Genomic DNA, 20,470 nt, shown 5'->3' with positions numbered 1-20,470 from the left:
AGCCCTCTTCATGTCCGACCGTCTGTCACCGATGCACGGCTTCCCCACCGTCTGCACCCCGCGCGGGCCCGTGCCCGCCGACGCACCCCGCTGGAATCCGCAGCGGGCGAGCTCCATGCCCTCGCACCGCTACCGCTCGGCGTTCGACCGCGTCGAGGTCCCGCTGACCGGCCGCACCTGGCCGCAGGCCCGTATCGAACGCGCCCCGCTCTGGGTGCCGGTGGACCTGCGCGACGGCAACCAGGCGCTGGCCGAACCCATGGACACACCGCGCAAGCGCCGGATGTTCGATCTGCTCGTCGCCATGGGCTTCAAGGAGATCGAGATCGGCTATCCCTCCGCGAGCCGCACCGACTTCGACTTCGTCCGGCATCTGGCCGAGGGCGACGCGGTGCCGGACGACGTCACCGTGGTCGTCTTCACCCCGGCCAGGCCGGACCTGATCGAGCGGACCTTCGAGTCCATCGAGGGGGTGGACCGCGCGGTCGTCCACCTGTACATCCCGACCGCGCCCGTCTGGCGCGACGTGGTGCTCGGCCGCAGCAGGGCCGAGGTGCACGGCACCGTGATGGAGTCCGCGCGGCAGATGGAACGGCTGGCGCGGGCACGGCCCGGGGCGGACATCAGGTTCGAGTTCTCCCCCGAGGTGTTCATCCTCACCGAGCCGGATTTCATCCTGGAGATCTGCAACAGCCTCACCGAACTGTGGGACGCCTCCCCGGACCGGCCGGTCATCCACAACCTGCCCGCCACGGTGGAGATCGCGACGCCCAATGTGTACGCGGACCAGATCGAGTACATGCACCGCCATCTGGACCGGCGGGACTCGGTGATCCTCTCCGTCCATCCGCACAACGACCGCGGCACCGGCACCGCGTGCGCCGAACTCGCCGTCCTGGCGGGCGCGCAGCGGGTGGAGGGCTGCCTGTTCGGCAACGGGGAGCGCACCGGCAACGTCGACCTGGTCAACCTGGCCCTCAATCTGCACGCCCAGGGCGTCGACCCGATGATCGACTTCTCCGACATCGACGAGATCCGCCGCACGGTCGAGTACTGCAACCGGCTGCCGGTGCCGCCCCGCCACCCCTACGGCGGCGATCTCGTGTACACCGCGTTCTCCGGCACCCACCAGGACGCCATCAGCAAGGGCTTCGCCCATCACGCGAGCAGCGGCTCCGAGCTGTGGTCGGTGCCGTATCTGCCGATCGACCCGGCGGATGTGGGGCGTACGTACGAGGCCGTCATCCGGGTCAACAGCCAGTCCGGGAAGGGCGGCATCGCCCATCTGCTGCGCAGCAACTACGGGGTGGACCTGCCGGCCCGGCTGCGCGCGGACTTCTCCCGTACGGTGCAGGCCGCGACCGACGGCAGCGGCCTGGAGGCCACGCCGAAGGATCTGTGGGAACTGTTCGACGCGGCGTACCTGGCTCCCGGGCGGGCCGGGGACGTGGCCCTGACCTCCTGGTCCGCGGACCGGAACCCGGCCGGTGAGCACCGGTTCATCTGCACGCTGCGGGTGGACGACCGGGAGGGTGACTACGAGGGCACGGGCAACGGCCCGGTTTCGGCGTTCACCCGTGCGCTGGCCGCCGCGGGCATCGAGGTGGACATCCTGGACTTCACAGAGCAGGCGACGGGTTCGGGGCAGGGCAGCCCGGCGATGGCGTACGTGGAGTGCCGGGTGGGCGGTGAGCTGCGCTGGGGTGCGGGCCAGGACACCTCCGTCCTCACGGCCTCGATCCTGGCGGTGCTGTCGGCGGTGAACCGGGCGGGCTGAGGGCGGTCCGGGGACGGAAGGGGGCGCGCGTCCCGGCCGGTCGGGGGGAGTTGGCCGGCCGGGACGCGCGGGCTGGGGGTGGAGGACGGAGGACGGAGGACGGAGGAGGGTAGTTACGGCCCCCGGGGCGAGGGGCCTGCGCGTACGTGTGGTCGTGGACTCGGTGGTCGTGGACTCGGTGGTCAGGGACTCGGTGGTCGGGAACTTCAGGAGCACGCTAGCCGCAGCGGAACCGGCAAATGCCGCCCTTCGGGCCTTGGCCGGACTTCTTATGAACGCCTTAAGGAGCGCATCGGCAGCCTTTAAAGGCCCGGCCGGAGGTCAGGCGAAGCCGCGTACGAAAGCCGGGCGAAACCTCCGCCGGAGGTCAGGCCCTCAGCCCTTCCCCGAGCGGAATCGGAGCACCGCGTTCCGGCGCGCCGCTCCGCGTCGCCGCCGCCCGACCCGCCGCCCCACCCGGTGCCCGTGCCGGTCCCGTTCGGGCCGTTGCCCTTCGAGGCCGATCCAGACGCGCACCTCCGTGCCGCCGAGCACCGAGTGCCCGATCCGCACATCGCCGCCGGTGGACTCCGCGACGCGGCGGACGATGTCGAGGCCGAGCCCGGTCGATCCCACCGCGCCCTTCGAGCCTCCCGCCCGGCCCCGGCCACTGCCGCCCCGGGCCAGGGCCGCCGCCGGGTCGGCGATCCCGCCGCCCGCGTCCGAGACCAGCACGATCACCGCGTCACCGCTGTGGTGCACATCGACGGCGAAGGCGGTCCCCTCCGGGGTGTGCCGGAAGACGTTGCCGAGCAACGCGTCCAGGGCGGCGACCAGTTCGGGCCTGGCGACCGGGATGCGTACCGTCCGGTCCACCCCGGCCAGGCGCACCTCCCGGCCCTCGTCCTCGGCGAGCGCCGACCAGAACGCCATCCGGTCCCGGATCACCTCGGAGACGTCGCAGCCCGCCCCGGCCGCGCCGTTCAGCCCCTGGGACTGCGGGCGCTGTTCGCGGGCGGTCCTGATGATGATGTCGACCTCGTGCTCCAGCTGCTGGACCGCGGCCCGGGTCTGTTCGGCGGCCGGCCCCTCGCCGAGCGAGGCGGCGTTGAGCCGGAGCACGGTGAGCGGGGTGCGCAGCCGGTGCGAGAGGTCGGCGGCCAGCTCCCGTTCGTTGGCGAGGAGCTGGATGACCTGGTCGGCCATGGAGTTGAACGCGGCGGCGGCCGACCGCAGTTCGGCCGGGCCCTCCTCCGCGACCCTGGTGCCCAGCCGGCCCTCCCCCAGGTCGTGGGCGGCGCCCGCGAGCCGCTGGGCGGGCTCCACCATCCGTACGCCGAGCCGGTCGGCGACCGCGACGGAGCCGACGATCAGCGCGACGCCGACGCCGGCCAGCACCAGCCAGGCGGTGGCGACGCCGTTGGAGACCTCGTCCTCGGGCACGAACACCTCGACGACGGCCGTGTCCCCGGAGCCGAGCGCGGTCGGCTGGAGCAGCGCGGAGCCGCCCGGCACCGCGGTGATCGCGGCGCGCCCCGTCTCCCGTACGGTCTCCAGGTCCTCGCGGGTGGCGTGCCCGGTGCCGATCTCCAGCGGCCGGCTGTCCGGCTCGTCGGCGGCGGGGATGTGCACGGCCATCCGGCCCGCGCCGCCCGGTTCGGTGGTCTGGACGGCGGTTTCGAGCTCATCGCGGTCGGTGGTGATGGAGAGCGTCGGGCCGATGGTGGCGGCCTGCCGTTCGGCGTCGGAGAAGGCACGGTCCCGGGCCATCTCCTTGACGACGAGACCGAGGGGCACGGCGAAGGCGACCACAACCATCGCGGTGACGGCGAGACAGACCTTGACCAGGGCCCATCTCATGCAGGCTGCTCCGGGGCGGGCGGCTGCAGCTTCACGCCGACGCCGCGCAGGGTGTGCAGATAGCGCGGCCGGGCGGCCGTCTCGCCCAGCTTCCGGCGCAGCCAGGAGAGATGGACGTCGATGGTCTGGTCGTCGCCGTAGGACTGCTGCCAGACCTGGGCCAGGAGTTCCTTGCGGGGCACCACGACGCCGGGCCGGCCGGCGAGGAAGGCGAGCAGGTCGAACTCCCGGCGGGTCAGGTCGAGGGTGGCGCCGTCCAGTTCGGCCTGGCGGCGCAGCGGATCGATGGCGAGCCCGCCGACCCGGAGCACGCTCGGCGGCGGCGCCTCGTTCCCGGCGCCGCGCGCGCGGCGCAGCACGGCGGCCATCCGCGCGGACAGGTGCTCCACCGAGAACGGCTTGGTCAGGTAGTCGTCGGCGCCGTCGTTGAGCAGCCGGACGATCTCGCTCTCGTCGTCCCGCGCGGTGGCGATGATCACCGGTACGTCGGTGATGCCCCGGAGCATCTTCAGCGCCTCGGCGCCGTCGAGGTCGGGCAGGCCGAGGTCGAGGATGACCACGTCGAAGCGGAAGTGGGCGACCTCGCGCAGCGCTTCGAGCGCGGTGCCCACGCTCCGCACCGTATGGGACGCCTCGGTCAGGTGCCGGATGAGGGCGGAACGTACGAACTGGTCGTCCTCGACCACGAGCACACTTGCCATGGGCGGCACCGTACGCCATCCGGGGCCGGGCGGTGCCGGCCGCGGGGGTAACGCGACGGCGGGCGGCCCGATGGTGCAGGATGTGCCGGTTACGGTGAACTCGTGCGGCCGCTCAGCCGAAGGCCGAGGGGGGCGGTGCCGGGGACGGCCTGGCGTCCGCGTCGTTCACCGCGGCCGCGCCGCCGGTGAAGTCGGCCAGCGCCCGGCCGTGTTCGACGCGTCCGGGATGCGGATCGGTCGCCACCCGGCGGGTCAGTTCCGCGACCTTCAGCGGCAGGTCCGAGGCGAGCAGCACGGCGTTGCCGAAGCGGCGGCCGCGCCACACGGTCGGGTCGGCGGCGAGCGCCAGTTCCGGGAAGACGGTGGCCGCGGTGGCGATCTGGCCGCGCAGATGGGTCAGCGGCGGCCCGTCCGCGAGGTTGGCGACGTAACTCCCGCCGGGCTTCAGGACCCTGCGGACCTCGGCGAGGAATTCGGTGCTGGTGAGGTGTGCGGGGGTACGGGCCCCGCTGAAGACGTCGGCGATGACGAGATCCGCCCAGCCGTCCTGGATCTTCCCGAGCCCGGCGCGGGCGTCGGTGGCCCTGACCCGGATCCTGGCCTGCGGGTCCAACGGCAGTTCCCGGCGTACGAGTTCGACGAGGGCGGCGTCCACCTCGATGACCTGCTGGGTGGAGCGGGGCCGGGTCGCGGCGATGTAGCGGGCGAGCGTGAAGGCGCCGCCGCCCAGGTGCACCACGTGCAGGGGCTGTCCGGGGGGTGCGACGAGATCGGCGATGTGGCCGATCCGGCGCTGGTACTCGAAGGACAGGAACGTGGGGTCGTCCAGGTCCACATGGGACTGCGGGGCGCCGTCCAGCGTCAGCGTCCAGGCGTGCGGCCGCTCCCGGTCGGGCACCAGCTCGGCGAGGGAGCCGTCCACCGGTTCGGCGAGGGGTTCCGTCCTGCGCCCGGCGCGCCCGGCACCGCGTTCGGTCCTGTGCTCGGCCTTGCGGTCGGACCGCTTGCGGGCGCCCGCACCCCCGCCCGAACCTCCTCGACGTGCCACCGCTGCTCGTGCCTGCTCACTGCTCTTCGCTCCGGACCGGCGTGGAACCGGCCGTGCCGGGGAAACCCGCCCACCTGCCCATTATGGGCGCGCGGCCGGGGAGCCGGCGGTCAGCGGCAGCTGTCGGCCGCCTCGATCAGCCGGGCCGCCTGGTCGAGGGCGGCCCGCAGCACGGCCGGGTCGGTGACCGGGGCGTCGTCCTCGGGCGGCAGCAGCCAGCCGCTGCCGGTGACCGGCGGCTCGGCGGGGATGCGCAGCCCGCGGCCCGCGGTCCGGGTACAGGCGCTGCCCGGTACGTCCCAGGCCTCGGCGGTCCCCGGCGGCACGAGGAAGCCGAGGGTGTCGCAGGTGCCGTCGTGCAGGACCGGGCCGATGTCCTGCTCGGTGTCCCGGCGCAGGATGTCCACGGCCTCCAGGCCCTGGCGGGCCGGGACGGTCACCAGGTCGCAGGGCACGGCCCCGTGGTCCTCCGTGGATGCGGGTGCCGCGGCACCCGTCGCGGCCGGGGTCGTCGCAGTCGTCCGTGCGTCGGTCTCCGTGCCGGGATGCAACAAGGGACCTCTCCTCTCATCGCCGGGCGGAGCCGGTTTCCGTCTCCGCATGGACCAACGCGCCGACTGCGTCAAGGGCTACGGTGCCACGCCGCCGCAAAGGGTGGCAGTTCATGGCGGATTGCGGGCGAGATGCCCGCCTTTGATGGCAAACGCTCCGTGTGTGACCTGTCACAGCGGGTACGTTCTTGCTCCGCCGGGACACCGGAAGCAGGAACCCCGGCTGCGGAAGAGAGGTTCCGGTCCATGGTGTCGACAGGGGCAGTTCCCAACCTCGCCTTCCGGCGGCTGCGCGGACAGCGCTCCGCCGGGGAGTTCGCTGCCGCGGTACGCAGATCCGCCCGCGAGATCGGTGAGCAGGTCGCGTGCGACGCCCGGTACATCGGACGCGTGGAGTCCGGGGAGATCCGCTGCCCCAACTACGCGTACGAGCGGGTCTTCCGGCACATGTTCCCCGGGACGACCCTGGCGGACCTGGGCTTCTCGCCGCGCGAAACCGTGCGCGGCCGGGCGGCGCGGGCCACTGCCGAAACCCCACCGCCCCCTGTGCCCCACAGCGACACCGACGAGGAGAGCGACGTGCTGCGTCGCGTATTCATGACGAGCGGCACCACCGCGATGGCGGCCGCGACCCTGGGTCCGGGCGGCACATCCGCCGCGGCCGCCGCCCCGCCCGACCCGCGCCGGGTCGGCGAGAGAGAGGTCGGCGCCGTCGAGAAGGCGGTGCGGCAGATCCGGCTGCTCGACGACCGGCACGGCGGCGACGGCCTGTACCGCAGGGCGTCCGGCCCGCTGCGGGCGGCGTACGCGCTGCTCGACTCCGGGACGGCCACCAGACGCTCCACCGTCGACCGGCTGCATGCCGGAGCGGGCGAACTGGCCATCTCGGTGGGCTGGCTGGCCCATGACTCGAGCCGGTTCGAGGACGCCCGCTCGCACTACGCGGAGGCGCTCGCGACGGCGCGGGTGGCCGGTGACACGGCGCTGGAGGCGCACGCGTTCTGCAACACCTCGTTCCTTGCCCGGGACACCGGGCGGCCCCGTGAGTCCGTGCGCGCGGCGGAGGCCGGGCAGCGGGCGGCGCAGCCGCTGGGCTCGCCCCGGCTGCTGGCCCTGCTCGCGCTGCGCGAGGCGGGAGGCCGGGCGGGGCTCGGGGACCGTACCGGCTGCGAACGGGCGATCGGCCGGGCGCACACCGCGTTCGGGCGCGGGCCCCACGACGCCGATCCGGAGTGGATGAGCTTCTTCCGGGAGGCGGAGCTGGAGATGCTGGAGGCGCAGTGCTGGTCGGCGCTGGGCGACTGGTCACGGGCGGCCCGGCACGCGCTGCGGGCCATCCGGCTCCAGGACCCGCACTTCACCCGGAACCTGGCGCTGTACCGGGCCGAGCTGACCTGGGACCTGGCCCGCGCGGGCCGGGCCGCGGAGGCGGCGACGGCGGGCCATCAGGTGCTGGACCTGCTGGACCGCGTCCGGTCGACCCGCATCCGGGCGATGCTGGCCCGGGCGGCGGAGGTGCTGATGCCGCAGCGGGGCGTGGCGGAGGTACGGGACTTCCTGGAGCGGTACGCGGAGCTGACGAAGGCCGCGACGTAGGACGCGTCCGGTCCGCCGGTCCAGGTGGCCGGTGTCGCTCCGGCGCCGGACCGCCACGTGGCTCCCGGCGGCCTACCGGTCCAGGTGGCCGGTGTCGTTCCAGCGCTCGATCGCGGGTGCGCCGTACGCCCACCCCAGAACCGACAGCGACGTGGGATCGAGCCGGACGCGCGCCGCGAACGACACGTCCTCGCCGAGCCACCGCGCGCCCAGCGCCCGCAGGATGTGGCCGTGGGCGAAGACCAGCACATCGCGGTCGGCGGAGCGGGCCCATGCCACGATCTCGTCGGCACGGGCGGACAGCTCGGCCAGGGTCTCGCCCTCCGGCACCCCGTCGCGCCAGATGAACCAGTCCGGGCGGATCGCCTTGATCTCGGCCGGGGTCATTCCCTCGTACGCCCCGTAGTCCCACTCCATGAGCGCGTCCCACGGCTCGGCCCGGTCCCCGAATCCCGCGATCTCGCAGGTCTCCCTGGCGCGTACCAGCGGGCTGGTGCGCACTTCGAGGCCCGGCAGCTGCGCCCACGGCCCGCGCCGCAGCCGTTCGCCGAGGAGCTTCGCGCCCGCACGGCCGGTGTCGAGCAGCGGGATGTCCGTCCTGCCGGTGTGATTGCCCTTGACGGACCATTCGGTCTGGCCGTGCCGGGCGAGCAGGATACGCGGTGCCATGACGGCTCTCCCTGAACTGAGAATCTGAGGCCGGAGATCGGGACGCGGCGGATCATCCGGTTTTCCCATCATCTCGCACATGATCGCGAGGCAACCTCCCGGGCCCGGCCGGCGTCCCACTCTGCGCGGAGAAATCTCTGCGCGCACGGGGCCCCGGAACGGACCCCGGGGGAACCCCGACCGATCCACACCGTACGGTTGAACGCCCGCCGTCGGTCGCATGAACACATGATGGAGAGCTTCCGGATGCAGCATGCCAGCACCGCACCCGTGCCGCGCCCGAGGCCCCGTTGGTGGACCGAGCTGCCCCTGCTGGCCCTGGTGTACGGGGCCTACTCGGCGGGCCGGCTGGTGGCGCGCGGTGACGTGTCCACCGCCATCGACCACGGCCTGAGCATCCTGAGCCTGGAGCAGACGCTCCACATCAACCTCGAACACCCGCTCAACCGGCTGCTCACCGCGCACCCCTCGATAGGCATACCCTCCGACTTCGCGTACGCGTCCCTGCACTACCTCGTCACCCCTGCCGTCCTGATCTGGCTCTTCCGCCGCCGCCAGGAGGTGTACCGCCGGGCCCGCACCTGGCTGATGACCTCCACGCTGCTCGGTCTGATCGGCTTCACGCTGCTGCCGACCTGCCCGCCCCGGCTGCTGGAGGCCCGGTACGGCTTCGTCGACACGATGGCCCAGTACAGCTCGTACGGCTGGTGGGGCACGGAGGCCAGCGCCCCGCGCGGCATGGGCGGGATGACCAACCAGTACGCGGCGATGCCGAGCCTGCACGTCGGCTGGGCGCTCTGGTGCGGAATCCTGCTGTGGCGCCACAGCAAGAACCCGTACGTCCGGGCCGCGGGCGTCGCCTACCCCCTGATCACCACGTTCGTGGTGATGGGCACGGCCAACCACTACCTCCTCGACGCGGTCGCGGGCGCCGCCGTGATGGGCGTCGGAGCCCTGCTGGCCCGGCCCGTGATGCGTCTCGCGGACCGGGTCCGGGACCGGGTCGGCGCCCGCTTCCCGCGGATCGCCCCGGGAGCGAAGTCCCCGATTGTCAGTGCCGGATGCAAGACTTCCGCGGGTGAGCGAATCCCTGGCCAGCGGACCACCTCCGCAGACTCCACCGATGCCGCGGCATCGGCCGACGCAGACACCTCGGCCGGTCGCGCACCCCGGACCGGTCCCGGCGCCCGCGCAGGAGCGGGAACGGCCGGCGACGACGCTCCGGCAGCGGCTCGCTGAGCTGCGGGGACCGACCGTCCCACCGCGTCCGCTGGACGCCCGCGCGCTGGCCGCCCTCGCCGCCAACCCCGGCTGCCGGCGCCGCGCCCTGCTCGACGGCGCCGGGGTGGACAAGGGCGCGCTGGCCGAGGCGCTCGGTTCGCCCGCCCCCTTCGGCCAGTCGCAGTTCGCCCTCGTCCGGGGCAACGCCTTCGAGGCCAGGGTCAAGGCCGACGGCGGTACGGAGCTGATGCGGCTGCTGTACGAGCGCCTCGGCGGCGGTGGCCCGGCGCCGGACGAGGTCTCGGTGCCCGATCTGACCGCGGCGGGCCCCGAGGGCCGCGCCGCGCGTACGGCGCTGGCGCTGCGGGAGGCGACCGCGGCGGGCGGCTGGGCGCTGCTGGACCACCCGACGCTGGCCCTGGAGGTGGCGGGCTCCCCCGCCTATCTGGAGCCGGACGCGGTGGTGGTGCACCCCGACGGCACGTGGACGGTCGTCGAGATCAAGTCCTTCCCCATGGTCGACGGCTCGGCCGACGCGGCGAAGGTCGGCGCGGCGGCCCGGCAGTCCGCCGTCTATGTGCTGGCGCTGGAGCGGATCGCGGAGCTGACCGAGGGCGCCGAGGTCGGCCACCGGGTGCTGCTGGTCTGCCCGAAGGACTTCTCCAACCTGCCCACGGCCTCGGTCGTCGACGTGCGCAAGCAGCGCGCGGTCACCCGCCGCCAGCTGACCAGGCTGACCCGGATCGAGGACATCGCGGCGGCCCTGCCCGAGGGCACCACCTTCGATCCGGAGTGCCCCCGGCCGCAGCTCGACGCCGCGGTGGAGGCGGTCGGCGCGGCGTACGCCCCGGAGTGCCTGGCCGCCTGCGAGCTGGCCTTCCACTGCCGGGCGAAGGCCCGTGCGGCCGGTGCGGTGGAGGCGCTGGGGCGGAGTGTGCGCGGTGAGCTCGGCGGGCTGACCACGGTGGGCGAGGTGCTGGCGGCGGCCGCGGGCAAGGAGGGCGACCCGGCGGACCCGACGGTCGCGGCCCTGCGGCGCGCGGCGGACCTGCGCGCCGAGGCGCTGGCGGGCGGTCCGGCATGTCGCTGATCAGCACCCTGGCCCGGCTGGAGGCCGTGGAGAGCGGCCTCGCGCAGCCGATGGCGACGTTCCGGCACCGCCATCTCACCGACCGGCCGCTGGTCCTGGTCCCGCTGACCACGGCCGGTGAGGCGGGCGCCCCGCTGGGCGCGCTGGTCGGGACGGACCGGGAGGCGCCCCGGCTGCTGGCGGTCTCGCAGCCGCGCGACCGGGATCTGCGGTTCGCGTTCCTCGCCGAGCTGGCCGAGGCGGTGCTGCCGCACATCGAGGCGTACGAGGACGTCGTCGAGCCGGCCGAGCGCAACGAGACCGATCCGGAGACCGGCAAGAAGGTCAAGGTCGAGGTCGAGCTGTGCGCGGACGCGCCGCAGCTGGTCGTGCCCAGCCGGGCGGGCATCGAGTTCGTGCGGCTGCTGGGCCGCTCGATGCGGTTCCGGCGTACGGCGGAGGACGATCCGGACACCCCGTATCCCGCCCCGGCCCGGGTTCCGCTGCTGGGCCGCTGGCTGACGCACTACGGGGAGCGGGCCAGGGTGCCCGGCTCCTCGCTGCTGCTCGCCGCGACCGATCTGCTGAACCGGCACTGGGCGACCGGGCAGAGCAGCCTGGAGGATCAGCATCTGGGCGCGCTGCTGGCCTGGATCGACACCCCGGCGGGCGAGTCGGGGGCTGCGGCGGCGCTCCGTGCGGAGCTGGACCGGGACGCCGGCGGGCAGCTGCTGTGCCCGCCGGCCGGTCCGGCCACCGACCCGGCGTTCGACAACCGGCTGCTGGCGCCCGCCATCGAGAAGTACGACCGGGCGCGCACCTCGCTCGCGGCCGCCGAGGACGGCCTGGCGGCCGATGCCCGGCTCGGCGAGCTGACCGCCGCCGAGCGGGAGATCCGGGCGCTGCTGGCCGACGTGATGCGGCCGACGTGGGACGCGGTGTGGCGGGGGCTCGACCTGCTGAGGGAGCTCCCCGAGGGGTCCAGGTCCGAGGACCGCTGGACCAGGGACCGCTGGTCGTTCACCGGTCACCGGGACCGGGTGCGTTCCGGGGAGCCGCCGCAGCCGCGCCGGGACGACGCGGTGACGGCGGCGCAGAAGCTGGCCTCGCGGGAGACGGCGCAGGCCCAGCTGGAGGCCCAGGAGGCGCTGGACGATCTGCTGGTGCTGGCCGGGCGGCGGCTGGCAGGTGAGGCGTTCGTCGGTGAGGTGACGGAGGTGGTGATGGCGTACAGCGAGTCGAAGCGCCCCTCGCCGCGCCCGCTGGTCACGGTCCGTACGGACGAGCGCCCGCATCTCGGCGAGCGCACCAAGGTGTACCGCTCGCTGGACGGCAAGCCGCAGACCGCCGAGTTCGTGGCGTACGCCGAGCCGGAGGACGGGGGCGCGCCGCCGCTGGTGCTGCGGATCACCGACCGGATGGGCCGGAGCAAGGAGCCGGCCCCGGGTTCGGTGCCCGAGCCGGGCGACCGGATCGCCTGGACGCTCTTCGAGCACGATCAGCGCGGCGGCCCGAAGCTGCCGGACCCGGAGGAGACGCCCTGGACACACGGCGGCCCGCCGGGCGCCGCCGCCGGGCATGCCGAGAACCCCGATCCCGTGACCGCGGAGGACCTGCTGTGACGGCCGTATTCGACCCGGGCGCCCAGGCCGCGCGGGCGACCGACGCGATCCTCGCCGACACCCTGGGCGGTACGTCGCGCGGCATCGTTGTGGACTCCCCGCCGGGCGCGGGCAAGTCCACGCTCGTGGTGCGCGCCGCGCTCGAACTCGCTTCGGCCGGGCATCCGTTGATGGTGGTCGCGCAGACCAACGCGCAGGTCGACGACCTGGTGGTCCGGCTGGCCGAGAAGAACCCGGAGCTTCCGGTGGGCCGGCTGCACAGCAACGACACGGACCCGTACGACAAGGTGCTGGACGGCCTGGCCAACGTACGGAAGTCGGCGAAGGCCGGCGATCTCGCCGGGCTCGACGTGGTCATCTCGACGGCCGCGAAGTGGGCGCACGTGAAGAACGTCGAGCCGTGGGGCCACGCGATCGTGGACGAGGCGTACCAGATGCGTTCGGACGCGCTGCTGGCCGTCGCGGGGCTCTTCGAGCGGGCGCTGTTCGTCGGCGATCCCGGCCAGCTGGACCCGTTCTCGATCGTCGGCGCGGACCAGTGGGCGGGGCTCTCGTACGACCCGTCCGCGAGCGCCGTCTCCACTCTCCTCGCGCACAATCCCCGGCTGCCCCAGCACCGGCTGCCGGTGTCGTGGCGGCTGCCCGCCTCCGCCGCGCCGCTGGTCTCGGACGCGTTCTACCCGTACACCCCGTTCCGCAGCGGTACGGACCACGGCGACCGGCGGCTGTCGTTCGGCGTCGCGTCCGACGGCTCGGCCCCCGACCGGGTGCTGGACGAGGCCGCGGAGTCCGGCTGGGGCCTGCTCGAACTCCCGGCCAGGCACACCCCGCGCACCGACCCGGAGGCGGTACGCGCGGTGGCCCTGGTGGTGCGCCGGCTGCTGGACCGGGGCGGCGCGGCGACGAGCGAGCGCTCGCCGGACCCGGTCCCGGTGACGGCGGACCGGGTCGCGGTCGGCACCGCCCACCGCGACCAGGCCGCGGCGGTACGGGCGGCGCTCGCGGAGCTGGGGGTGACGGGCGTCGCGGTGGACACGGCGAACCGGCTCCAGGGCCGCGAGTTCGATGTGACGGTGGTGCTGCACCCGCTCTCCGGCCGCCCGGACGCCACCGCCTTCCACCTGGAGACGGGCCGGCTCTGCGTACTGGCCTCGCGCCACCGGCACGCCTGCATCGTGGTCTGCCGGGCGGGCGTCACCGAACTGCTGGACGAGCACCCGTCCACGGAGCCGGTCCAGCTGGGCGTCACGGTGAAGTTCCCGGACGGCTGGGAGGCGAACCATTCGGTGCTGGCGCATCTGGCGGAACACCGGGTCACCTGGCGCCCGTGACCGCCGCGCCTGCTCCGGCGCCCTGACCGTCCCTCCGGGCCCTCTTGCGGGACGTTGGACAATGGAGGGTGGCCATCGGGCCCGTCCAAGGAGGAAACACCACATGCCACAACCCGAGCGGAACGAGCAGCAGCGGCTGCGCCCCGCGCCCCTGCTCTTCGAGCCGTCGGCCGCCGTCGCCGATCCCGAGCACTTCTTCGATCTGGAGTCGATGGACGATCCGAAGGAGTTGCTGTCCCGCGCCACCGAGCTGTCCCTGGCGTTCCGTGCCGCGACCGACCGTGCGGTCGAGTTCCAGGCGATCGCCGCCGCCCAGCTCGCCGATCCGCGCCGGTTCGACCGGCTCACGACCGCGGACATCGCCCAGCGTGCGCAGTGGACCGAGGACTACGCCAAGAAGATGGTCGAGTTCGGCCGGAGCCTGCTGGGCGGTGCCGCCCCCTGACAGCCGCAGGGACCCGGGGCCGGGCCGCCCGGCCCGGCCGGTCCTGACTCCGGGTAGAACCGCTGGCATATGCCCGGGCGCAAGATACTCCTCCTCACCCTGACCTGTCCCGGTTTCCGGCAACTCTCGGAATCCGCTCGATCACTCCCGGTAGATATGTCGGCATGACCGCATGGCTGCCAGACGAATCGACCCTGCACCACGGCGACGCCCACCAGAGCGCCGACCTCTTCGCCGTTCTGCGGAACCAGGCCACGAACCAGACGGCACACGTCACGGCGGCCGGTGCCGCCTGGCTGGCCGGCGCCGCCGCGTATCCGCGCAGCACCCTGGCCCAGTGGGAGGCCCACCCCTCCTCGCCCGGGGTGCTGCCGTGCGGGTCGGCCTTCGACGTGGTGAACGTGCCCACTCTGTTCGGGCGCCGGATGCTGGAGCACCTGTGGTCCGACGGCCCCGGCTCCGGGCCGGTGGCCACGCACCGCGGCCGGATGCTGCTGTTCGCCTCGCCCGGCACCGCCCAGCGACTCCCCTCGCTGCTCGACTGGGAGGAGTGGGGCGGCGGCCCCGAGCCCCGGGCCGCCATGGGCCCGCGCGGGCACGACGACGGGGTCGACGGTGACAGCAAGGTGCCGCCGCTGCTCTGCCACGGCACCGGGGACGCGGTGACCGTCCCGCCCCTGACCTGCACCTCCACCACGCCCGGCCCCCGCTGGCTGGTCGCCCCCGACACCCGCAGCCCCTGGCTGCCGGGCCCCGACGTACTGCTCTGGGCCTGTGTGCGGGTGACCAGGTCTGCGCCCTCGTCGGCGGCCAGGAATTCGATTTTTCCTACCGCCGATCCGGATGCTAATGTCTACGACGTCAGCAGGCGCCGCTAGCTCAGTTGGTTAGAGCAGCTGACTCTTAATCAGCGGGTCCGGGGTTCGAGTCCCTGGCGGCGCACAGACGGGAGAAACCCCCTCGCGAGAGCGAGGGGGTTTCTTCGTTCTCGGGGCGGGCCCCTACGTTCCGGTGGTGATCCGGACGGTCCAGGCGCCCGACGGCGTCCGGTCGGCGACCTCGACCTTCGTGCGCCCGCCGGGGATGCTGTATGTCTCGCCGACCCGCAGCGGGGCGTCCGCCAGCGGCGCGTAGACCGAGCGGTCCCAGCAGGCGTCGGTGCGGGGGTGGGTGTCGAGCACCTCGACCGGGCCGCCGCCGGACGGGGTTTCGTTGCGCACCCGGTAGAGCAGGACCCCCTCGGTGCACGTCGTGCTGTCGTTGCCGGTGGCGCTGCGGGCCTCGATGGCCACGGCGCTGTTCTCGCCGGTCCTGATCACCGCGAGCCGGGTGCCGATGGAGGCGCCGGGCTCGGGCACGGCGGCCATCGGTTCCAGGGTGATGTGCCGGCTGCTCTGGACGCAGATCACCTGTCTGCGGTCCAGCCAGCCCAGCTTCCACTTGTGCCAGCCGAAGAAGTCCGGCGCGAGTCCGAACTGGCTGCCCATCACGTCCCAGTCGCCGACGTAGGTGTCCCAGTCGCCCTTGCCGTCGGACGGCCGGTGGTAGAGGTCCGGCAGGTCGAAGACGTGCCCGGTCTCGTGGGCCAGCACGTTGTGGTCCGGCGGGTGCTGTTCGAAGACGGTGACGACGCGGCGGATGTCCGTGCCGTCGGCGCGCAGCGGCTGGTCGAAGTTGACGACCTTGGTGGCATCGGAGTCGACGCCGGGGGCGTCGGGGTCGGCGATCAGATAGACGATGTCGTACCGGGAGAAGTCGATCTTCGGGTCGGCGGTGGCGACGGCGTCGCGCAGATAGCTGCTGCGGCGCTCGTTGTCCCAGTCGCGTCGTATGCCGTACTGGTCGGAGGTCTTCGGCATCTGGATCCACTGCCGCATCGGGTGCGGGCGCAGGTCGAACTTCCCGTACGAGGCGCGCCGGAAGAACTGGCTGGTGGCGGGGAAGTAGTCGGCGGTGAGCTGGGCGGGGGTGACCGCGGGACGGTGGTCCGGGAAGGAGAGGAAGACCATGACCGCGTCGAGGGCGTGGTCGGGGCGGGGGTAGGCACCGTTCCAGTCGCTGACGCCGAGCGAGTGGTGCGCCTCGGTCCGGGGCAGGGCGCAGGGGCCCGCTTCTCCGGTGGCGGCCACGGCGGGCCCGGCGACGAGGGAGGTGGCGACGAGCGCCAGGAGAGAGGTCGTGGCGGCGGCCACACCGCGCAGGCTCGGTCTCTCCACTCCCCCGGTCCGTCGCTGGCGCGGCACATCCACCTCCGGGTGCGAGCTGCGGTCACCCACTCACCCTGTGCTGGTTCGAAGCTTTCGTCCTGTTGAGCTGCCCCAGTCGAGTCAGCGGCCGACCGGGGCCCCAACCCTCACAGAAAGTCACAATCGATCAACGAGGCATCACGGGGAAAAGTAATCACTCGGAAATGATCGGTTATGGGCAAATCGGAACCATGCGCGAATGACCCATGCGGGGCGCACGCGGGGCGTGGAAGGGTCTGGCGCTGGAACGGCCGACGCACCAGCCTCTATGCTTCACCAGGCTTTCCCACGTGGTTTCCGCCTCCGACCCAGGCGATCCACGCGGCGGGCCAGTCCGGCCACACCTGTTCAGGACAGAACTGCACGGCGGGAGCGAACGGTGAGCGGAACCCCCGAAGGGCCCGGGCCCACGGCGGGCACACCCAGGCATTCCGCAGGACCGGCGACCACGGAGCGTCACACTGCGTGGCCTCTCGCCGGGACCGGTGGATCCGAGCCGTACGGCTACCGGGCCGCGTTCCTGGCCGCCACGCTGCCGATGGCCGTCGTCGATCACGAGGGCCTGGTCGTCACCGCCAACGAGGCCCTCGGCGTTCTGCTCGGCCGCCCCGCCGCGGCACTGGCCAGCCAGTCCGCGGCCGATCTGCTCGACCTCGCGGCGGACGGCCGCACCTGGCACGCGTACCGCGAGGTGCTGCACGGCCGGCGCTCACGGTTCCGCCGCACCCACCGGCTCAAGCACCCCGACGGGCGGGCACTGTGGGCCGAGGTCACCGTCGTGCCGATGCCCGAGCAGGAGGCCGGCGCATCCGACGGCGCCGGGCCCCGCCGGATGCTGCTCTCCGTCTCGGACATCAGCGACCGGCGCGAGTTGCAGAAACGACTGCGCCACCTCCAGATGCACGACCCGGTGACCCGGCTGCCCAACCGGACGCTGTTCTTCGAACGGCTCTCGGCCGTCCTGGAGACCCCGCCGTACGGCGACGGCGCCTCCGGCCACGGCCGGGTCGGGCTCTGCTACCTGGATCTGGACGGCTTCAAGGCCGTCAACGACACGATGGGCCACCGGATCGGCGACCGGCTGCTCGCCGCCGTCGCCGCCCGGCTCACCGACTGCGCGGCCCAGGACGGCCCGCACCGTGACGGCGCCCATCTCGTGGCGCGCCTCGGCGGCGACGAGTTCGCGATCCTGGTCGAGGACTCGGCCGGCACGCAGCAGCTCACCGACCTGGCCCGCACGGTGCTCGCCGCACTCCAGCAGCCCTTCGACCTGGCCGGGCACCGGATCTCCGTCTCCGCCTCGATCGGGGTGGTGGAACGGGCCGTGACCGGCACCTCGGCCACCGGTCTGATGCAGGCCGCCGACACCACGCTGTACTGGGCGAAGGCGGACGGCAAGGCCCGCTGGACGGTCTTCGACCCGGAGCGCAACGCCCACCGGATGACCCGGCAGACGCTCTCGTCCACGCTGCGGCCCGCCGTGGAGCGCGGCGAGTTCACCATCGAGTACCAGCCGCTGGTCGGGATGGCCGACGGGGTCGTGCGCGGGGTGGAGGCCCTGGTCCGCTGGAACCACCCGCAGTTCGGCATGCTGTCGCCGAATCGGTTCGTCGCGATCGCCGAGGAGGACGGCTCGATCGTCCAGCTCGGCCGGTGGGTGCTCCAGTCCGCCTGCCGCCAGGCCCGGCGCTGGCAGCTGGAGCACCCCGCCGATCCGCCGTTGTTCATCAGCGTCAATGTCGCCGTACGCCAGGTCTGGGACTCCGACCTGGTCACCGATGTCGCGGAGATCCTCGCCGAGACCGGCTTGGACCCCTCGCTGCTCCAGCTGGAGCTGACCGAGTCGGCGGTGATGGGTTCGGCGGGCCGGCCGATCCAGGCTCTCCAGTCGCTCAGCGAGATGGGCGTGCGGATCGCCATCGACGACTTCGGGACCGGCTACTCCAACCTCGCCTATCTGAGCCGGCTGCCGGTCTCGGTGCTGAAGCTGGACGGTTCGTTCGTACGCGGCTTCCGCTACGACGACGGCGCCCACCCCTCCCCGGCCGACGAGACGATCGTCGAGGCGATGGTGCAGCTGGCCCACCGGCTGGGCCTGACCGTCACCGCGGAGTGCGTGGAGACGGCCGGCCAGGCGGAACGGCTGCGCAGGATCGGCTGCGACACCGGGCAGGGCTGGCTGTACTCGCGCGCGGTCGCCCCGGAGCGGATCGCCGAGCTGATCGGCGCCCGCCCGATGACGCACTGACGCACCGACGCCACCGGAGCCGACGCGCGTCACGGCCCCCGAGCCGGATCAGTCCGTGGGCAGCCCGTACGCGTCCGCGATCAGTTCGTAGCTGCGCAGCCTCGCCTCGCCGCCGTGGGCGTTGGCGGTGATCATGAGCTCGTCGGCGCCGGTGCGCTTGGCCAGGTCGTCGAGGCCGGTACGGACCTCGTCCGCCGTGCCGTGGACGATGTTGGTGAGCCAGCCGTCGACGAACTCACGCTCCATCGGGCTGAAGGCGTACGCCTCCGCCTCCTCGGGCGTCGGGACCAGACCGGGGCGGCCGGTGCGCAGCCGGACCATGGACAGGGCACCGGAGAGCACCTGGCGGCGGGCCTCGCGTTCGTCGTCGGCGGCCAGGGCCGCGACGCCGATCAGGGCGTACGGGGCGTCGAGCACCGCGGACGGCCGGAACGACTCCCGGTACAGGTCGAGCGCCGGGATCGTGTTCTGGGCCGAGAAGTGGTGGGCGAAGGCGAAGGGCAGACCGAGCACACCGGCCAGCCGGGCGCTGAAGCCGGAGGAGCCGAGGAGCCAGAGCGGCGGGCGGGCCGGCGACTGCACGCCGCCCTCGGCCGTGGCCTGGACCGGGCCGGGGACCGCGTGGATACGGGCGTAGGGGTGCCCGTCGGGGAAGTCGTCGTCCAGGAACCGGGTCAGCTCGGCGAGCTGCTGCGGGAAGTCGTCCGCCCCTTCGTTCAGCCGGTCGCTGCGGCGCAGGGCGGCCGCCGTCGCGCCGTCGGTGCCGGGGGCGCGGCCGAGGCCGAGGTCGATGCGGCCGGGGGCCATGGCCTCCAGGGTGCCGAACTGTTCCGCGATGACGAGCGGTGCGTGGTTGGGCAGCATCACGCCGCCGGAGCCGAGCCTGATGCGCTCGGTGTGCGCGGCGAGGTGGGCCAGGATCACGGCGGGCGAGGAGGAGGCGACACCGGGCATCGAGTGGTGCTCGGCCACCCAGTAGCGGTGGAATCCGCGGCGCTCGGCGAGCCGCGCGATGTCCACGGAGGTGCGCAGCGCCTGGGAGGCGGTGCGGCCCTGCCCGACGGTCACCAGGTCCAGCACGGAGAGCGGAACGGTGGCCGTTCCCTCCGCCTTGCCACGGATCTCGTCGCCTCGAATCTCGTCCACGTCCTGGCCTCTTTCGGTGATGCGCCTGCGTCGGGCTCGTACGTCCGACCCGTACGTCCTGCTGTCCTGCTGTCCTGTGTCTTCAAGCGCCTAACAGGAGGTTGTCTCCGGTTATTCCCGTACGCCTTATTCCCGTACGTCTCCGGGCAGGGCCCGCCTCCCGCTGTGTGCGCGTTCCCGGCCCTCGCCCCAGGCGGCGACCGGGGCCGGGGGCGCCTCCCGTTCGGCGAAGAGCCTGCCCAGGCTCGGGGACCACGCGCGGCGGCGGGCCAGGCGGAGGCCCTCGCGGACGGTGACCTGGTTGCCGGTGAGGACCGGTTTGCCGAGGAGCTCCTCCAGCTCCGCCTCGTGCCCCGCGGTGTGCAGTGCGGTGTCGGGCAGCAGCACCACGTCCGCCTCCGGCCGGTCGGCGGCGGCGGCCAGCTCCTTCACCCGGTCCAGGTCCCAGGCGGCGGCCTCGGCGGCCGATTCGAGCCCGGCGGCCCGGGTGACGGCCACGCCGAGGCCCGCGGCGTGCAGGAACTCGGCGAACAGGGCGGTGATCCGCTCGGGATAGGTGGAGGCGACGGCGACCCGGTCGGCACCCAGCTCCCGCACCGCGTGGGCGAAGCCGAACGAGGTGCTGGAGGCGGGCACACCGGCCGCGCGGGCCAGGGCGGCGGTCTGTTCATGGGCGCCCTCCCAGCCGTACAGGAAGCTGCCGGCGCCGCTCGCCCAGACGACGGCCTCGACGCCGGCGCGTTGCAGCTCCTCCACCCCGGCGGCCAGGTGCTCGGGCGCGCCGGTCCGGATCAGCGCGTCGATCCGGTAGGCGTCGTCGTCGACTTCGGTGCGGTTCACCACCAGCCGGACGGCGTCGAGCAGGATCTCCATCCGCGGGAAGTCGTCCTCCGCGAAGTGGCCCGGGTAGAGAAATCCGACGGTCGTCATGTCCGCCCTTCCTGTTGCTGTCCGGCCTTCC

The 20,470-nt window shown here is 73.4% G+C and carries 17 protein-coding genes and 1 tRNA gene; 10 read left to right on the top strand and 8 right to left on the bottom strand.

Features of this window, described 5'->3' with window-relative positions:
* Positions 1-10 precede the first annotated feature (10 nt).
* On the top strand, positions 11-1,777 hold the full coding sequence (gene leuA / locus EES42_RS08230; RefSeq protein ID WP_124717498.1) for a 2-isopropylmalate synthase: 1,767 nt from the start codon (positions 11-13) through the stop codon (positions 1,775-1,777).
* 375 nt (positions 1,778-2,152) lie between these two features.
* Here leuA and EES42_RS08225 read toward each other — a convergent pair whose 3' ends face one another.
* The 4 genes from EES42_RS08225 to EES42_RS08210 all read right to left on the bottom strand — a co-directional run bounded on the left by EES42_RS08225 (position 2,153) and on the right by EES42_RS08210 (position 5,919).
* Positions 2,153-3,616, bottom strand: coding sequence for a HAMP domain-containing sensor histidine kinase (locus tag EES42_RS08225; RefSeq protein ID WP_124717497.1), 1,464 nt, complete (start codon positions 3,614-3,616; stop codon positions 2,153-2,155).
* Positions 3,613-4,317 carry a response regulator transcription factor gene (locus EES42_RS08220; RefSeq protein WP_164495196.1) on the bottom strand — a complete coding sequence of 235 codons (705 nt, stop codon included), beginning with the start codon at positions 4,315-4,317 and terminating at the stop codon, positions 3,613-3,615. The genes EES42_RS08225 and EES42_RS08220 overlap by 4 nt, the downstream gene beginning before the upstream one ends.
* A gap of 112 nt (positions 4,318-4,429) precedes the next feature.
* The gene (locus tag EES42_RS08215; RefSeq protein ID WP_164495195.1) at positions 4,430-5,365 is read right to left on the bottom strand and encodes a spermidine synthase; all 936 of its coding nucleotides are present in this window, start codon (positions 5,363-5,365) and stop codon (positions 4,430-4,432) included.
* A 110-nt stretch (positions 5,366-5,475) separates the two neighbouring features.
* Positions 5,476-5,919, bottom strand: a complete 444-nt coding sequence (locus EES42_RS08210) for a hypothetical protein (RefSeq protein ID WP_206433412.1) — start codon at positions 5,917-5,919, stop codon at positions 5,476-5,478.
* 243 nt (positions 5,920-6,162) lie between these two features.
* Here EES42_RS08210 and EES42_RS08205 point away from each other — a divergent pair, with 243 nt between their 5' ends.
* Complete coding sequence (locus EES42_RS08205; RefSeq protein WP_124717495.1) at positions 6,163-7,512, top strand: tetratricopeptide repeat protein; 1,350 nt, start codon at positions 6,163-6,165, stop codon at positions 7,510-7,512.
* A gap of 72 nt (positions 7,513-7,584) precedes the next feature.
* Here EES42_RS08205 and EES42_RS08200 read toward each other — a convergent pair whose 3' ends face one another.
* Positions 7,585-8,181 (bottom strand): histidine phosphatase family protein, encoded by a 597-nt coding sequence (locus EES42_RS08200; RefSeq protein WP_124717494.1) that lies wholly within the window; start codon positions 8,179-8,181, stop codon positions 7,585-7,587.
* A gap of 246 nt (positions 8,182-8,427) precedes the next feature.
* On the opposite strand from EES42_RS08200, the gene EES42_RS08195 reads away from it, so the two are divergent.
* From EES42_RS08195 to EES42_RS08165, 7 genes are all read left to right on the top strand, one after another.
* Positions 8,428-9,420 carry a phosphatase PAP2 family protein gene (locus tag EES42_RS08195; RefSeq protein WP_241196309.1) on the top strand — a complete coding sequence of 331 codons (993 nt, stop codon included), beginning with the start codon at positions 8,428-8,430 and terminating at the stop codon, positions 9,418-9,420.
* Positions 9,305-10,492, top strand: a complete 1,188-nt coding sequence (locus EES42_RS08190; protein ID WP_241196308.1) for a hypothetical protein — start codon at positions 9,305-9,307, stop codon at positions 10,490-10,492. The genes EES42_RS08195 and EES42_RS08190 overlap by 116 nt, the downstream gene beginning before the upstream one ends.
* On the top strand, positions 10,483-12,093 hold the full coding sequence (locus EES42_RS08185) for a hypothetical protein (protein ID WP_124717493.1): 1,611 nt from the start codon (positions 10,483-10,485) through the stop codon (positions 12,091-12,093). The genes EES42_RS08190 and EES42_RS08185 overlap by 10 nt, the downstream gene beginning before the upstream one ends.
* Positions 12,090-13,424 carry an AAA domain-containing protein gene (locus EES42_RS08180; protein WP_124717492.1) on the top strand — a complete coding sequence of 445 codons (1,335 nt, stop codon included), beginning with the start codon at positions 12,090-12,092 and terminating at the stop codon, positions 13,422-13,424. The genes EES42_RS08185 and EES42_RS08180 overlap by 4 nt, the downstream gene beginning before the upstream one ends.
* Positions 13,425-13,527: 103 nt before the next feature.
* Positions 13,528-13,869, top strand: a complete 342-nt coding sequence (locus tag EES42_RS08175; protein ID WP_124717491.1) for a hypothetical protein — start codon at positions 13,528-13,530, stop codon at positions 13,867-13,869.
* A gap of 164 nt (positions 13,870-14,033) precedes the next feature.
* A complete protein-coding gene (locus tag EES42_RS08170) occupies positions 14,034-14,747 on the top strand; it encodes a hypothetical protein (protein ID WP_124717490.1) in 714 nt (237 codons plus the stop codon).
* Positions 14,738-14,811, top strand: a tRNA-Lys gene (locus EES42_RS08165). Before EES42_RS08170 ends, EES42_RS08165 begins: the two co-directional genes overlap by 10 nt.
* Positions 14,812-14,870: 59 nt before the next feature.
* Here EES42_RS08165 and EES42_RS08160 read toward each other — a convergent pair.
* Positions 14,871-16,085, bottom strand: a complete 1,215-nt coding sequence (locus EES42_RS08160) for a M6 family metalloprotease domain-containing protein (protein WP_124717489.1) — start codon at positions 16,083-16,085, stop codon at positions 14,871-14,873.
* A 409-nt stretch (positions 16,086-16,494) separates the two neighbouring features.
* On the opposite strand from EES42_RS08160, the gene EES42_RS08155 reads away from it, so the two are divergent.
* Positions 16,495-18,363 (top strand): putative bifunctional diguanylate cyclase/phosphodiesterase, encoded by a 1,869-nt coding sequence (locus tag EES42_RS08155; RefSeq protein WP_124717488.1) that lies wholly within the window; start codon positions 16,495-16,497, stop codon positions 18,361-18,363.
* Between the two features lie 48 nt (positions 18,364-18,411).
* Here EES42_RS08155 and EES42_RS08150 read toward each other — a convergent pair whose 3' ends face one another.
* Both EES42_RS08150 and EES42_RS08145 read right to left on the bottom strand, forming a co-directional pair.
* Entirely contained in the window at positions 18,412-19,509 is a 1,098-nt protein-coding gene (locus tag EES42_RS08150) for an LLM class flavin-dependent oxidoreductase (RefSeq protein WP_124717487.1), read from the bottom strand.
* A 126-nt stretch (positions 19,510-19,635) separates the two neighbouring features.
* Positions 19,636-20,439 carry a maleate cis-trans isomerase family protein gene (locus EES42_RS08145; protein WP_124717486.1) on the bottom strand — a complete coding sequence of 268 codons (804 nt, stop codon included), beginning with the start codon at positions 20,437-20,439 and terminating at the stop codon, positions 19,636-19,638.
* Positions 20,440-20,470 lie beyond the last annotated feature (31 nt).

Source organism: Streptomyces sp. ADI95-17, from assembly GCF_003846175.1.
Taxonomy (GTDB): Bacteria; Actinomycetota; Actinomycetes; order Streptomycetales; family Streptomycetaceae; genus Streptomyces; species Streptomyces sanglieri.
This window is presented reverse-complemented; position numbering and strand designations above follow the sequence as displayed.

Bases quoted from the DNA above. Each gene is read 5' to 3' on its own strand.
- EES42_RS08170 (WP_124717490.1), top strand. From the start codon at position 14,034: ATGACCGCATGGCTGCCAGACGAATCGACCCTGCACCACGGCGACGCC.
- EES42_RS08185 (WP_124717493.1), top strand. From the start codon at position 10,483: ATGTCGCTGATCAGCACCCTGGCCCGGCTGGAGGCCGTGGAGAGCGGC.
- EES42_RS08200 (WP_124717494.1), bottom strand. From the start codon at position 8,181: ATGGCACCGCGTATCCTGCTCGCCCGGCACGGCCAGACCGAATGGTCC.
- EES42_RS08205 (WP_124717495.1), top strand. From the start codon at position 6,163: ATGGTGTCGACAGGGGCAGTTCCCAACCTCGCCTTCCGGCGGCTGCGC.
- EES42_RS08225 (WP_124717497.1), bottom strand. From the start codon at position 3,616: ATGAGATGGGCCCTGGTCAAGGTCTGTCTCGCCGTCACCGCGATGGTT.
- EES42_RS08145 (WP_124717486.1), bottom strand. From the start codon at position 20,439: ATGACGACCGTCGGATTTCTCTACCCGGGCCACTTCGCGGAGGACGAC.
- EES42_RS08220 (WP_164495196.1), bottom strand. From the start codon at position 4,317: ATGGCAAGTGTGCTCGTGGTCGAGGACGACCAGTTCGTACGTTCCGCC.
- EES42_RS08190 (WP_241196308.1), top strand. From the start codon at position 9,305: ATGCCGCGGCATCGGCCGACGCAGACACCTCGGCCGGTCGCGCACCCC.
- EES42_RS08195 (WP_241196309.1), top strand. From the start codon at position 8,428: ATGCAGCATGCCAGCACCGCACCCGTGCCGCGCCCGAGGCCCCGTTGG.
- EES42_RS08175 (WP_124717491.1), top strand. From the start codon at position 13,528: ATGCCACAACCCGAGCGGAACGAGCAGCAGCGGCTGCGCCCCGCGCCC.
- leuA (WP_124717498.1), top strand. From the start codon at position 11: ATGTCCGACCGTCTGTCACCGATGCACGGCTTCCCCACCGTCTGCACC.